The organism is Polynucleobacter sp. AM-26B4, assembly GCF_018882285.1.
Taxonomy (GTDB): domain Bacteria; phylum Pseudomonadota; class Gammaproteobacteria; order Burkholderiales; family Burkholderiaceae; genus Polynucleobacter.
On sequence record NZ_JACVOT010000001.1, the window covers coordinates 1,222,990 to 1,236,629 of the forward strand.

The window sequence follows — 13,640 nt, forward strand, 5'->3', positions numbered from 1 at the left end:
GATTTACTGACTTACTTACCAACGTAAGTATTTAAGTTAATACCTTCTTTGGTCATGATGCGATCAACCACTGGTAAAGCTGCAATCGCTGCAGCGTAACGTTGATACTGAGGGTAGTTAGCTGGATTGATACCAGCCATGCCAGCCCAACGAATGAAGGCAACTGCGTAAAGATCTGCAGGGCTTAATTGATTGCCACAAATGAATGAGCGGCCATCTGCCACTGATTTATCAATCTCTAAAAGATGAGTCTTGAACATTTCCAGTGCCATTGTTTTAACGCTTGCTTTGCCTGCTTCGTCACCAAAGCGCTCGGGTCTAAACACTCTGGTAAAGGTTGGGTGAACTGTGTTGTTCATCCAGGCAAGCATGGATAGGGCTTGTGCTTTTTCCATTGGATCGTTCGGGAAGATGCCAGCTTCTGGGAATGCTTCGTTCAAGAAGTTGGTGATCGCTATGACTTGTGTCACCAATTGACCATCAACAATCAATGCAGGCACTTGGCTTCTTGGATTGATTGCTTGGTACTCAGGTTTCAAGTGTTCACCGGTACGCAAAGTGATCATGGTCGATGAGAAATCTTGACCTTTGCTTTCTTTGACTAATTCAAGCATCACGTGAGGAACGAAAGAACAGGTTCCTGGACAGTAGTACAAATGCAAATTCATTGTTGATCCCCTTTTTTGTTGTAGTCTTGAGTATAGACTTAATAGAAAACTCATGAATCCTCAAGAACTCAATTCTCTGCATCTACGCAGCCGCCTAATTCGGCAACCCCATGAGCACAAAGGCCATGCTGGCAAGGTCTTGATCATTGGTGGAGCCCCTGGAATGGCCGGATCTATTTTGTTATCTGGTCGTGCAGCTCTGCATGCTGGTGCTGGATGGGTGATGATTGACTTTTTGGATGAGCACGCCTTATCAGTGCTTTCAGAGCAACCTGAATTGATGTTGAGTCATGCATCAAGAGAAATGATGGCGCAGGCCCAAGCCGATGTGTTGGCGATTGGCCCTGGTTTAGGTCAGAGCGCGCAAGCTCGCGATTTATTGAGTGATGCCTTGCAGTCATCTGCTTTGTTGATCATTGATGCTGATGGACTTAATTTAATCGCGGGTGATCTTGAACTGATGAAGCAACTCAAGAGTCGCCCAACATTGAGCACAGTGATAACACCTCATCCAGGTGAGGCCGCTAAATTACTCAACACCACCGCTGAGCAAGTGCAAATCAACCGACCATTGGCAATTGATCAACTCGTCGCATTGACAGGAGCCATCGTTGTGCTCAAAGGTCAACACACTTTGATCAAATCTCCTCAATTGAATGAAGCAACTCAGATGTGTCTCAAGGGTCATCCTGGCATGGGGGTTGCTGGTATGGGGGATGTCTTGACTGGGGTGATTGCAGCCATCATGAGCCAGGGAATCAAGCACCACATCAACCCATTTGAGGCCAGTTGTCTGGCGGTAGAGCTTCATGCTGCTGCGGCTGATAGCCTTTTAAATCAAGGTGTTGGGCCGATCGGCTTGACACCCTCGGAAGTCATTAAAGAGATAAGAAATTTGATAAATATCAAATAAAAGAGCTTTTTCATGGATAATATGGTCCATAGAGAATATTTTGATCAGGGAGCTTTAAATGAACGAATGGCACAAAGAAAGTAAAGACGAAATCAACCAAAAGATCATCACATTGATCGTGATGTTGGCCGCTGCTACATGTTTGGCAATTTTGTTCGCTCTAGCTGCTGCGCACATCGGTTACGTTCTGTAATCAAAATAAGTTTTAAAAAAAGCTGCCTTGGGAAACCTTGGCAGCTTTTTTATTTGTTCTCTTATTTGATTGCTTGTTTATTTCATTTGATCAAGTAACTCAGGTAAGAAGAATTCACTGATCAGAATGGGGTGACCTCTGAGTTGATAGAGGCTTCTTCTTCCCCAGCCTAAGCCAGGTATCTCAGTTATTTCTCGCAACAGAATCGGCGCTTTACCTTTTTTAAACAGCACTTCGCCCAATGGCTTGCTACCAAGTTGTAAGACATCGCGATTTACGCCTGTGGAGCTGCTGGTGGGTAATACGCTGCGCGCAAAAACAACTGGAACATCATTGACGCATAGATAGACTTCTCGAATACGACAGCGACGAATGGAGTTGCCAAAGAGGGCTGCTTCGTCTGCTAGCAGGCCTTGCCTGCAATCGCTGGAAACCTCAACAGTGACTGTTGATTGGGTTTTCTCTGCGATGAGTTGGGTGAGGGAATGAGGGTTGCTTAACCAGTCCTGCCAGACCAACGGTGCTGCATGCAGCACCGTGTGATCAAGATTCAACCAAGACTGGCGAAGCTTTTTCATTTACGCAAATGAGCGCTTTTGACCTGAAGGTTTACCGCCGCCAAACTTAGGACCTGAAGAAGGCTTGCCTGAACCAGCAAACTTAGGACCGGTTGGCTTTGCAAAATGATTTTGCTTGAATGTCTTACCTTCGCCTTGGCCGAAATTTTGACCTTGACGATTTGAAGCATTGCTAGCACCTTTGCCACCAAAAGATCTACCTGGGCGACCAGCACCTGGACGGTGTGATGGCTTGCGTGATTTTTCTTGTGGCTCAAGTCCAGGAATCACTTCAGCTTGTAATGGCTGTTGTGTGTACTGTTCAATGGCACGGATCTTTGAACGATCGCGATGTTCAGCCAAAGTGATGGCAACACCACTGCGACCAGCGCGGCCTGTACGACCAATGCGGTGAACATAATCTTCAGCTTTCATTGGTAAGCCAAAGTTGATCACGTGCGTGATGGTTGGAACGTCGATACCGCGAGCAGCCACATCAGTTGCTACCAAGATACGAGTTTGACCTTTGCGCAATGATTGCAAGCGACGGTTACGAACGGCTTGAGGCATTGCACCGTGAAGGGCAGTTGCTTCATGTCCATCAGCGCGCAATGAATCAGCAATTGATTCGCTATCTACTTGAGTGCTAGCGAACACAACAGCTTGTTCCATTGTTGGGTCTGATAACCAGTGGCTCAACAACTTATGCTTGTGAGCAACGCTGTCCGCCCAATGCAATGTCTGAGAAATGTTTTCATGTTTGTCATGAGCGCTGGCCAATTCAATGCGGCCAGGGTTGTTCATGAGGCTTGTGGCCAATTGCATGATGCGCGGAGCAAATGTTGCTGAGAACATCAAGGTTTGACCACGGTCTGAACATAATTCATGGATGGCTTCGATGTCGTCTTGGAAGCCAAGATCCAACATGCGGTCTGCTTCGTCAACAATCATGCATTTCACTTTATCCAAGCGAATCGCACGGCTGTTGCTCAAGTCCAACAAACGACCAGGTGTGGCAACCACTAAGTTGGCACCTTTGATTTGAGAAATTTGTTTACCGTAAGGCATACCACCCATGATGGTTGCAATGCGGATACCGCGGGCAAACTTAACCAAGTTAATGGCGTCTGCACTCACTTGCTGTGCAAGTTCACGTGTTGGGCATAAAACCAATACTTGTGGCTCAGCACGACCTGGAACAGGTTTGCCGTTTGGATTAGCCGCTAGCAATTGATTCAATAGAGGTAATAAGAAAGCAGCTGTTTTTCCGCTACCTGTTTGGCTACTAACCATCCAGTCGCCACCGATTAGGGCAGCAGGGATCACTTTTTCTTGTACAGGAGTAGCCTGTGTATAGCCAAGAGCTTCAGTTGCTTGAAGTAGGGGTTGGGCTAAGCCCAGTTCTTTAAAACTAATAGTCATAGTCGCGCACATCCCTAAAGAGGGATGTCCTTTCTGTGGTTTGGTCAATTAAGGCATCGACCAACAGACAAACAAAAAGGCATGATGTTCTCTAAATCAGAACTCTGGCTGGGGGCGATGTTTCATACTACAGCTAAGATTATGCCATACTTTCGCTTTTATTGCTGCACTGCATAAATGAGCCGTCAGGATTGTGATGGTTTGCTTTGCTAAGATTCGTCCCAACTAAATGTATTGTATGGAGAAAAAATGAGCTTAAACAACGTTCAACCAGGATCAAAGATCCCAGATCAGTTCAATGTCATCATTGAAATTCCGATGAATTCAGACCCAGTGAAGTATGAAGTGGACAAGGAGTCTGGCGCGGTATTTGTGGATCGTTTCATGGGCACAGCCATGCATTACCCATGCAACTATGGCTATATCCCACAAACATTGTCAGATGATGGGGATCCTGCGGACGTGTTGGTGTTGACACCATTCCCAATTCCACCAGGTGTTGTGATCACTTGCCGCGCTTTGGGCGTGTTGCACATGGATGATGAATCAGGTGGCGACGCTAAGTTATTGGCTGTACCAACTGAAAAGATCCTTCCAATGTACGCAGATATCCAGAAAATGGAAGATTTGAACCCATTGGTGACCCAACAGATTCAGCACTTCTTTGAGCACTACAAAGACCTTGAAAAAGGTAAGTGGGTGAAAGTGAAGGGTTGGGAAGGTATTGACGCTGCCAAGAAAGAAATCATGGACAGCGTAGAGCGTTACAACAAGACTAAATAAGCAGTCTTCTGACGCTAAACGGAGGCAATGGGATAATGTTTCTCATGCCTCCGTTTTTTATTGCCCTCTCTCAATCAAACCCCGTTCTTGGTGATTTAGCCAAGAACGCGCAGTTGATCCTTGATGCTGCAAAAAACGCTGCTGCCAAGGACGCTAAATTACTGGTAACACCCGAGTTATCTCTCACGGGTTATCCGCCTGAAGATTTACTGTTAAGAGATGCCTTCATCCAGGCCGTTGACCAGCAATTGAATCAATTGGCTAAAGCATTGGCCATTTATCCAAATCTAAGGGTGTTGGTTGGGCATCCCCAAAGAACATCTGCTGGCTTGCAAAACATGGCCAGCATTTTGTTTAGCGGCAAAGTGATTGCCTCTTACGCCAAACAAAAATTACCGAACCATGAAGTCTTTGATGAGGTGAGATATTTTGAGCCAGGTAATGACGCCTGCGTGATTGATATTGATGGCACAAAAGTAGGTATTCTCATTTGTGAAGATGCATGGCACAGTGGCCCAGCTGCCCAAGCCAAGCACGCAGGAGCGGAGCTCTTGATCGTATCGAACGCATCACCTTATCACTTGGAAAAACAAGAACTTCGTCAACAAGTGATCAAGTCAATTGTTTTAGAAACATGCTTACCGTTGGTTTACTTGAACGCGGTTGGCGGACAAGACGAATTGGTGTTTGATGGCGCTTCGTTTGCTTTGACTAAGTCAGGTGAAGTTGCTTTGAGTCTGCCTCACTTCAAAGAGTGCTTGGCATTCATTGAATTTAATCAGGACGCTGGCATCAATGACTTGGTACAAAACACCATCAGCCCAGCGACCTCAATTGAAGCGCAAGTCTATGACGCTTTGGTCTTGGGCGTAAAAGATTACTTGAGTAAAAACGGATTTCCGGGCGCCATCATTGGTTTGTCTGGCGGTGTTGATTCAGCCTTGGTCTTAGCGATTGCAGTAGATGCACTGGGCGCCGATAAGGTGCGTGCAGTGATGATGCCCTCACGCTATACCGCAGACATCTCTTGGATTGATGCCAAACAAATGGCTGATAACTTGGGTGTGCAATACGATGAAATCAACATTGCACCGATGGTGGATGCTTTTGATGCTTCATTGGCCTCTGAGTTTGAAGGTTTGCCGATTGATGCGACCGAAGAAAATATCCAGGCACGCGTGCGCGGCACCTTGCTGATGGCTTTATCGAATAAGTCTGGTCGGATTGTTTTGACCACGGGCAATAAGAGTGAAATGGCTGTGGGTTATTGCACCCTGTATGGTGACATGGCCGGTGGTTTTGCTGTGATCAAGGACGTTGCCAAGACTTTGGTTTACCGCCTGTGCCAATACAGAAATGGCATTGAAGCCGTGATTCCTGAGCGTATTTTGACCAGAGCCCCGTCGGCTGAATTAAGGCCCGATCAAAAGGATCAAGATAGCTTGCCTGAGTATGAAGTATTGGATGCCATCCTGGGTCTTTATATGGAACAAGACGAATCGATTCAATCCATCATCGATCGCGGCTTTAAAGCGGAAGATGTGGAGAAGGTCACGCGCTTAATCAAGATCAACGAATACAAACGTCGCCAAGCACCGATTGGTGTGAGGATTACTCAAAGAGCTTTTGGCCGGGATTGGCGTTACCCTATTACCAATAAGTTCCGTGCTTGATATTTTGATATCTTGAGCGAAATTTAGGTATCATCAAATTTATTAGGAGATGAATATGAAACAAGTTACAGCAATCATTAAACCGTTTAAATTGGATGAGGTCCGCGAGGGCTTGGCTGAATTAGGAGTTACAGGTTTGACTGTGACTGAAGTCAAGGGCTTTGGCCGTCAAAAAGGCCATACTGAGCTATACCGTGGCGCTGAATATGTGGTCGATTTCTTGCCTAAGATCAAAGTTGAAGTGGTGGTCGCTGACGATCGCGTTGACGCAGTGATTGATGCGATTGTTAAAGCAGCTCACACCGGCAAAATTGGCGACGGCAAAATCTTCGTTTCTCCAATTGAGCAAGTGATCCGTATCCGCACAGGTGAAACCAACGAATCAGCTGTTTGATCAAAACACTTAGCTGAAAAAAATAAAGCCCAGAAATTCTGGGCTTTATTTTTTGGTACTTTTAGCTCTACTAAAAACTTATATCTGGGTAATGCCTAGGCATCCCTTATTACAAAGTTTCTAGATAACGCTGAGCATCTAATGCAGCCATACAGCCTGTTCCAGCACTGGTAATCGCTTGGCGATAGATGTGGTCTTGGACGTCGCCAGCTGCAAAAACACCCGGAATGTTGGTGGCTGTTGCATTGCCTGCCAAACCACTCTTGGTCTTTAAGTAGCCGTTTTCCATATCTAACTGCCCTACAAATAAATCAGTGTTTGGTTTGTGACCGATGGCAACAAACACACCTTTAAGTGGGATTTCTTTTTTGGCGCCTGATGAATTGGCAACGCGAACAGCTGTCACACCAGTGTTGTCACCCAATACCTCATCTAAATGACTGTTCCATTCAATGGCAACTTTGCCTTCGGCCACTTTGGCCATGAGGCGATCAATCAAGATTGGCTCAGCACGGAATTTATCGCGACGATGGATCACCGTCACTTTATTGGCAATGCCTGCCAAATAAAGAGCTTCTTCAACAGCCGTATTACCGCCACCAATCACGCAAACATCTTGGTTTCTGTAAAAGAAGCCATCGCAAGTAGCGCAGGCAGACACGCCTTTACCCATGAAAGCCTCTTCACTAGGCATACCCAAGTACTGGGCTGAAGCACCTGTGGAAATGATCAAAGAATCGCAGGTGTAAGTACCTGAGTCACCCTCTAGGCGAATCGGCTTTTCTGTCAAAGCGGCCGTGTGGATATGGTCAAAAATGATTTCGGTCTTAAAGCGCTCTGCGTGCTCTAAAAAGCGCTGCATGAGCTCTGGTCCTTGAACGCCATTTGGGTCAGCTGGCCAGTTTTCAACCTCTGTGGTGGTCATCAATTGACCGCCTTGGGCGATGCCAGTGATCAAAACAGGGTCTAGGTTGGCACGTGCCGCATAAACGGCTGCTGTGTAGCCCGCAGGGCCAGAACCTAGGATCAATACTTTTGCGTGTTTAAGATTTTTTGTCGTCATAAGTCAATTATAAGACTTTGATTGTTTCTTGTTGATTACAATCAGGAGAACATGGCTAGAATTGCATCCTCTCAAAACCCACCTCCAGCTAATAGCGGGCCTGAAACCCGTTTGACCCGCCTTGTGCGTGAGGTCAAATGGATTGCCTTCATGGCCCTGACTTTGGCCTTATTTGCCGTATTGGCCAGTTACAGTAAAAGTGACCCAGCTTGGTCTCATGCCAACCAGGTCGCCAATATTGCCAATATCGGTGGTCGTTTAGGTGCATGGTTGGCCGATATCTTGTTTTATGTTTTTGGCGCATCAGCCTACTGGTGGGTCATTTTGTTGCTCAGACGAGCGATTCGCGGTTGGCAAGAGTTAACTGCGGCCAAACTACCTGGTCAGCAATTAGAGCCTGAACCATTTTTACCTAGATTCTTGGGCTTTGGCTTGACCATGATTGCAAGCATGGCGCTTGAATCAATCCGCATGCACAGCATGACCATGGATTTACCTCGACCACCTGGAGGTGTGTTGGGTGAACTCTTGGGCGATCCTTTACAAATGGCGATTGGTTTCACGGGCGCCACTTTAGTTTTATTGGTGATTCTAGCGATTGGCGTTTCACTGTTCTTAAGATTCTCTTGGTTGACCTTGGCAGAACAGCTGGGTAGATTTTTAGAAGTCTCATGGATGCGTATTCGTCAGCGACGTGAATCTGAAGAAGATCGCCGCATTGGTGAGCAGGCTGCTGAAGTGCGCGAAGAGATCGTTGAAGAAGAGCGCGTGAAGATTGAAGAGCTCCCTCCAGTGCCTATTTATAGAGCTCCATTGACCGTGGTGAAGAGTGAAAGAGTTGAGCGTGAAAAGCAACAACCTTTGTTTGCTGAAATCACCGATTCTGAATTGCCACCACTGTCATTGTTAGACCCAGTTCCACCAGTCAAAGAAACCATCTCTGCCGATACGCTTGAGTTCACATCACGTTTGATTGAACGCAAGCTAAAAGAATTCAACATCGAAGTAAAAGTGATTTCCGCTCATCCTGGTCCAGTGGTGACACGTTATGAGATCGAGCCCGCGATGGGCGTTAAAGGTAGTCAGATTGTTAATCTACAAAAAGACTTATCTCGCGCTTTGGGTGTTTTAAGTGTTCGAGTGGTTGAAACAATTCCAGGTAAAACTTGCATGGGCTTGGAGTTACCGAACCCTAATCGCCAAGCAGTGCACCTCACTGAAATTCTGAGCTCTCGTGTGTACAACGACAGTGCCTCGCTTCTGACCTTGTCTTTGGGTAAAGACATTGGTGGTGCTCCAATTGTTGCGGATTTGGCAAAGATGCCACATTGCTTGGTTGCTGGTACCACCGGTTCAGGTAAATCAGTTGGTATCAATTCGATGATTCTATCTTTGCTATACAAAGCAAAAGCAGATGAAGTTCGCTTGATCATGATTGATCCAAAGATGCTTGAAATGGCAGTTTATGAGGGCATCCCTCATTTATTGTGCCCAGTAGTCACAGACATGAAGCAAGCCTATAACGCGCTCAATTGGGCTGTGATTGAAATGGATCGCCGATACAAGTTGATGAGTAAATTCGGTGTTCGTAATTTAGCTGGCTTTAATAAAAAAATCGCTGATGCTGAAGAAAAAGGCGAATATCTTTACAACCCATTCAGTTTGACACCTGATGATCCTGAGCCTTTACATAAAGCACCAGTCATTGTGATCGTGATCGATGAGTTGGCTGACTTGATGATGGTGGTTGGTAAGAAGATTGAAGAATTGATTGCTCGTATCGCGCAAAAAGCTCGTGCCGCAGGCATTCACTTGGTCTTGGCCACACAACGTCCAAGCGTTGATGTGATCACTGGTTTGATCAAGGCCAACGTACCAACGCGTATTTCATTCCAAGTCAGTAGTCGTATTGACAGTCGCACCATTCTTGATCAGCAGGGCGCTGAAAGTTTATTAGGCATGGGTGATATGTTGTACATGGCACCTGGTACTGGTTTACCAATCCGTGTTCATGGTGCCTTTGTGACTGATGATGAAGTACATCGTGTGGTGACTTGGCTAAAAGAGAAAAATGGCGAATCTAATTACATTGATTCAATCTTGGAGCCTCAGACAGAAATGGACTCTGGTTCTGGTGAGGCATCTGCCAGTGGTGAAGCCGATCCTCTTTACGATCAAGCGGTGGCCATCATTCTAGAAAACAAGCGAGCCTCTATTTCTTTGGTACAGCGTCATTTGCGCATTGGTTACAACCGCGCGGCCAGATTGCTAGAAGACATGGAACGAGCAGGGCTTGTTTCCAAAATGGGCAGCAATGGCAATCGAGATATCTTGGTTCGTGCCCCAAGCGACAATTAAGATAAAGCTCAGTCAAATATCTAAGATGAAGATGGGTTTTATCAACTTTAAACACTTGGCTTTTTCGCTCTTGTTGAGCGTTTCTTGTTTGATGTCGCCTGCTGTGTTTGCAGATGAGGGCATCAAGCAATTCAAACAATTTATTTCATCTGTTAATAATGCTGAAGGTGAATTCACTCAGCAACAGATCAGGGCTACCAAACAGGGTGAAGCTCAACCAAAAGTTCTGCGCAAAAGCCAAGGTCGTTTTGTTTTTCAAAGACCAGGTAAGTTTGTTTGGGAAACCATCAAACCTTTTGAGCAAAAAGTGATTGCCGATGGTCAAAAGCTATTACTCTGGGATAAAGACCTCAATCAGTTGACCGTGCGCCCTGCAAGCAAAGGATTGAGTGCCAGTCCTGCGGCCATCCTCTTTGGTGGTGCCATGGCAGAGGAATATTTTGACTTAATCTCTGGTGGCGAAAAAGGTGGAATGTTTTGGGTGGAGTTAAAGCCTAAAGCCACAGGCGGTTCGGGAGACATGCCCTACAGCCGAATCGGTGTTGGAATGTCGAATGGTCTGCCGGCCGGCTTAGAGTTGCATGACAACTTTGGTACGATTGTTCTGATTAATCTGAGTAAAATTCGTACAAACATTAATTTGTCGCCAAATACATTTAAATTTTCACCGCCTGCTGGCGCAGATGTTCTAAATGTTCAGTAAAAAATTAGTGCCAAACCAAGTATTAAACTAAGCACCAAGCTAAGCAATAAGCATATAGCAGTAAATACAAAAATAGCATTGAGAAACTCATGATCGATATTCAGCTTTTACGCAAAGACCTTGATACCGTTGCCGCACGTTTGGCAGAGCGGAAATTTATTCTTGATAAAGACACTTTTGTTTCTTTAGAGTCTGATCGTAAGCAAGTGCAAAGTCGTTCAGAAGAACTGCAAGCCAAGCGCAATCAATTGGCCAAAGCGGTGGGCATGAAAAAAGGCAAGGGTGAAGATGCCAGTGCTGAAATGGCTGAATCTACGGCCGTTAACCAAGAATTACAGGCGCTCACAGAAAAGCTCACAGTTGTTCAGTCTCAACTCAATAACTTTTTATTGAACATTCCTAATATTCCTCACGAATCTGTGCCATCTGGCAAAGACGAGTCTGCCAATCAGGAAGTTTTGCGTTGGGGCACTATTCCAAGTTTTGATTTTCCGGTCAAAGATCACGTTGATTTGGCGACCCCATTGGGTCTAGACTTTGACAGTGCCGCAAAGTTGACGGGTTCACGCTTTGCCGTGATGCATGGGCAGATTGCTCGTTTGCACCGAGCTTTGGCTCAATTCATGTTGGATAACCACATCCAAATTGGTTATCACGAAGTGGCTGTACCTTTTATCGTGAATGCTGAATCCATGAAGGGCACTGGTCAATTACCAAAATTTGAAGCTGATTTATTCAAAGTGCCACGAAAAGTAGGTGGTGACGATCAAGATGAATCAGTTGAGGCTGTTTATGAGAATTTTTACCTCATTCCAACTGCAGAAGTGCCTGTCACCAACTTGATGCGTGACACCATCACGCCGGCTGAGCAATTGCCAAAGAAATTTGTGGCTCACACCCCTTGCTTTAGATCTGAAGCAGGCAGTTATGGACGTGATACACGCGGGATGATTCGCCAACATCAATTTGAAAAAGTTGAATTGGTACAAATCACCAAGCCAGAAGCATCTATGGCGGCATTGGAAGAATTAACGTCTCATGCAGAAGCTATCTTGCAAAAGCTAGAGTTGCCTTACAGAAAGGTTCTCTTGTGCACGGGTGATATGGGCTTTGGCAGCGTTAAAACCTATGACCTAGAGGTTTGGTTGCCGGCGCAAAACACCTATCGTGAAATCAGCTCTTGCTCAAACATGGGTGATTTTCAAGCTAGACGCATGCAGGCTCGTTTCAAAACGGGTCAAGATAAACCTGAATTGGTACACACCTTGAATGGCTCTGGTTTGGCTGTGGGACGCACTGGTGTTGCGATCCTGGAGAACTATCAGCAAGCCGATGGCAGCATCAAAATACCTAAAGCCTTGCAACCTTACATGGGTGGGTTAGAAAAGCTCACGCTTTAAAAAGGTGCAAGCCTTGAATTCATTGGGAAATAATCTGGTATAACCCTGCAACCACTATAAAACATAGGTGAAACCCTAAAGAAGGTTATAAATACTAGCTCCCACAGTGATTATGTGATTTAATGTCGTCAGTGCATCAGGAATAAGTTTTTAATTAAAAAAATATAACTAATGTACAGACTCCCAGTTTCTAAGTTGAAAGGTAAAAAATGAATAAAGCTGAATTAGTAGAAAAAATTGCAAAAGATGCAGACATTTCAAAGGCATCTGCTGAGCGTGTTTTGAACACATCAATCGACACAATCATCAAGGCTGTTACTAAAGGTGACAAGGTTCAATTGATCGGTTTCGGTACATTCGGTTCAGGCAAGCGTGCTGCACGTGTTGGCCGTAACCCAAAGACTGGCGAAGCAATCAAGATTGCAGCTGCTAAGACTGTTAAGTTCACAGCTGGTAAGGCTTTCAAAGACGCTGTAAACAAGCGCAAGTAATTTCTCTTCTGAGATTAAAAAAGGCTGCCTAGGCAGCCTTTTTTATTTCCCCAACATCAAAAATCTTAAAAAATCACAAGAGTCGCAATACCCACACATTTAAAAGCTATCTATGCAAAGCGTTCCTCAAGACTGCTCAAGCCTATTTCAGCCAGTAACTTTATCTTTCTTTCTTGGGCTTTTTGGCCAGGCAAGTTCTTCTGAGTTGCAATGATCAGCTCATTTTTCATGGAATGTTCCCAGCCCACCAATTCAGTCACGGTCACATCATAGCCATGAGACTCTAATTGCAGGCAACGCAAAACGTTGGTGATGTGACTACCAAATTCGCGGGTATGAATCGGGTGGCGCCACATTTCTGATAATTCGTTTTTAAGCGATTGAGCTTTGGTCTTTCTCAAAGCCGCTGCTAACTCCGCCTGACAGCAAGGAACCAACACAACGTGCTTGGCCTTCTTGGCAAAGGCAAAGCGAATCGCGTCATCGGTCGCTGTATTACAGGCATGCAAAGCCGTCACCACATCTATTTCATTGGGCAGAAGGTCTGAATCCAGCGACTCTTCAGCGCTTAAGTGAAGAAACTGCATATTTGAGAAGTTCAAACGACTCGCCAAGTCTTGAGATTTCTTGACCAATTCTTCACGAACTTCAATGCCGTAGATTGTTGATGGCTTCTCTTGTAACTTGCAAAAGAGATCGTTCAGAATAAAGCCCAAGTAAGACTTGCCGGCGCCATGATCAACAATGCTCAAGTGATCCTTGCGGTTCAAGACCTCTTGAAGCAATGGTTCAATGAATTGAACCAAGTGATAAACCTGTTTGAGTTTCCTGCGTGTGTCTTGATTGAGCTTGCCATCGCGAGTGAGGATGTGCAATTCTTTTAAAAGTTCAATGGATTGAGTCGGTCTGATCTCATGTTTTTGTGAAGAAACATCTTTTTTTGATGATGGGTCGATCATGGCGTCTTAGCGGTTTTTGAACCGGTGTAAATCCTTGTTGATATTCAATTAATGCCAGTTTTG

14 protein-coding genes are annotated in these 13,640 nt (G+C 45.4%); 9 read left to right on the top strand and 5 right to left on the bottom strand.

The features are described 5' to 3' along the window. Positions 1 to 11: 11 nt before the first annotated feature. Positions 12 to 668, bottom strand: a complete 657-nt coding sequence (locus tag ICE88_RS06165; protein ID WP_216250617.1) for a glutathione S-transferase family protein — start codon at positions 666 to 668, stop codon at positions 12 to 14. Between the two features lie 52 nt (positions 669 to 720). On the opposite strand from ICE88_RS06165, the gene ICE88_RS06170 reads away from it, so the two are divergent. Together ICE88_RS06170 and ICE88_RS08555 are read left to right on the top strand one after the other, a co-directional pair. Next, entirely contained in the window at positions 721 to 1,581 is an 861-nt protein-coding gene (locus ICE88_RS06170; RefSeq protein ID WP_216250620.1) for an NAD(P)H-hydrate dehydratase, read from the top strand. 58 nt (positions 1,582 to 1,639) lie between these two features. Continuing rightward, positions 1,640 to 1,774: a hypothetical protein gene (locus ICE88_RS08555; protein WP_255535235.1), complete on the top strand. Its 135-nt coding sequence runs from the start codon at positions 1,640 to 1,642 to the stop codon at positions 1,772 to 1,774. A 77-nt stretch (positions 1,775 to 1,851) separates the two neighbouring features. Here ICE88_RS08555 and ICE88_RS06175 read toward each other — a convergent pair whose 3' ends face one another. Together ICE88_RS06175 and ICE88_RS06180 are read right to left on the bottom strand one after the other, a co-directional pair. Then, positions 1,852 to 2,352: a chorismate lyase gene (locus tag ICE88_RS06175; RefSeq protein WP_216250622.1), complete on the bottom strand. Its 501-nt coding sequence runs from the start codon at positions 2,350 to 2,352 to the stop codon at positions 1,852 to 1,854. Next, entirely contained in the window at positions 2,353 to 3,753 is a 1,401-nt protein-coding gene (locus tag ICE88_RS06180; protein WP_255535236.1) for a DEAD/DEAH box helicase, read from the bottom strand. 249 nt (positions 3,754 to 4,002) lie between these two features. Here ICE88_RS06180 and ppa point away from each other — a divergent pair, with 249 nt between their 5' ends. Genes ppa through glnK form a run of 3 tightly spaced genes read left to right on the top strand, consistent with a single transcriptional unit; the run spans position 4,003 to position 6,603 of the window. Continuing rightward, on the top strand, positions 4,003 to 4,536 hold the full coding sequence (ppa, locus tag ICE88_RS06185; RefSeq protein ID WP_216250625.1) for an inorganic diphosphatase: 534 nt from the start codon (positions 4,003 to 4,005) through the stop codon (positions 4,534 to 4,536). A 44-nt stretch (positions 4,537 to 4,580) separates the two neighbouring features. Further along, on the top strand, positions 4,581 to 6,209 hold the full coding sequence (locus ICE88_RS06190; RefSeq protein WP_216250626.1) for an NAD+ synthase: 1,629 nt from the start codon (positions 4,581 to 4,583) through the stop codon (positions 6,207 to 6,209). A gap of 55 nt (positions 6,210 to 6,264) precedes the next feature. Then, on the top strand, positions 6,265 to 6,603 hold the full coding sequence (gene glnK / locus ICE88_RS06195) for a P-II family nitrogen regulator (RefSeq protein WP_216250629.1): 339 nt from the start codon (positions 6,265 to 6,267) through the stop codon (positions 6,601 to 6,603). A gap of 109 nt (positions 6,604 to 6,712) precedes the next feature. Here glnK and trxB read toward each other — a convergent pair whose 3' ends face one another. Then, on the bottom strand, positions 6,713 to 7,666 hold the full coding sequence (gene trxB / locus ICE88_RS06200; protein WP_216250630.1) for a thioredoxin-disulfide reductase: 954 nt from the start codon (positions 7,664 to 7,666) through the stop codon (positions 6,713 to 6,715). A gap of 51 nt (positions 7,667 to 7,717) precedes the next feature. Between trxB and ICE88_RS06205 the strand changes: the two genes are divergently transcribed. The 4 genes from ICE88_RS06205 (at position 7,718) to ICE88_RS06220 (ending at position 12,618) form a co-directional block, all read left to right on the top strand. Then, a complete protein-coding gene (locus ICE88_RS06205) occupies positions 7,718 to 10,024 on the top strand; it encodes a DNA translocase FtsK (protein ID WP_216250632.1) in 2,307 nt (768 codons plus the stop codon). 31 nt (positions 10,025 to 10,055) lie between these two features. Next, a complete protein-coding gene (locus ICE88_RS06210; RefSeq protein ID WP_216250634.1) occupies positions 10,056 to 10,727 on the top strand; it encodes an outer membrane lipoprotein carrier protein LolA in 672 nt (223 codons plus the stop codon). An 89-nt stretch (positions 10,728 to 10,816) separates the two neighbouring features. Beyond that, positions 10,817 to 12,127, top strand: coding sequence for a serine--tRNA ligase (gene serS / locus ICE88_RS06215; protein ID WP_216250638.1), 1,311 nt, complete (start codon positions 10,817 to 10,819; stop codon positions 12,125 to 12,127). A gap of 209 nt (positions 12,128 to 12,336) precedes the next feature. Then, positions 12,337 to 12,618, top strand: coding sequence for an HU family DNA-binding protein (locus tag ICE88_RS06220; RefSeq protein WP_089516399.1), 282 nt, complete (start codon positions 12,337 to 12,339; stop codon positions 12,616 to 12,618). Positions 12,619 to 12,728: 110 nt separating this feature from the next. Here ICE88_RS06220 and ICE88_RS06225 read toward each other — a convergent pair whose 3' ends face one another. After that, complete coding sequence (locus ICE88_RS06225) at positions 12,729 to 13,577, bottom strand: SAM-dependent methyltransferase (RefSeq protein ID WP_216250642.1); 849 nt, start codon at positions 13,575 to 13,577, stop codon at positions 12,729 to 12,731. Positions 13,578 to 13,640: the final 63 nt, after the last annotated feature.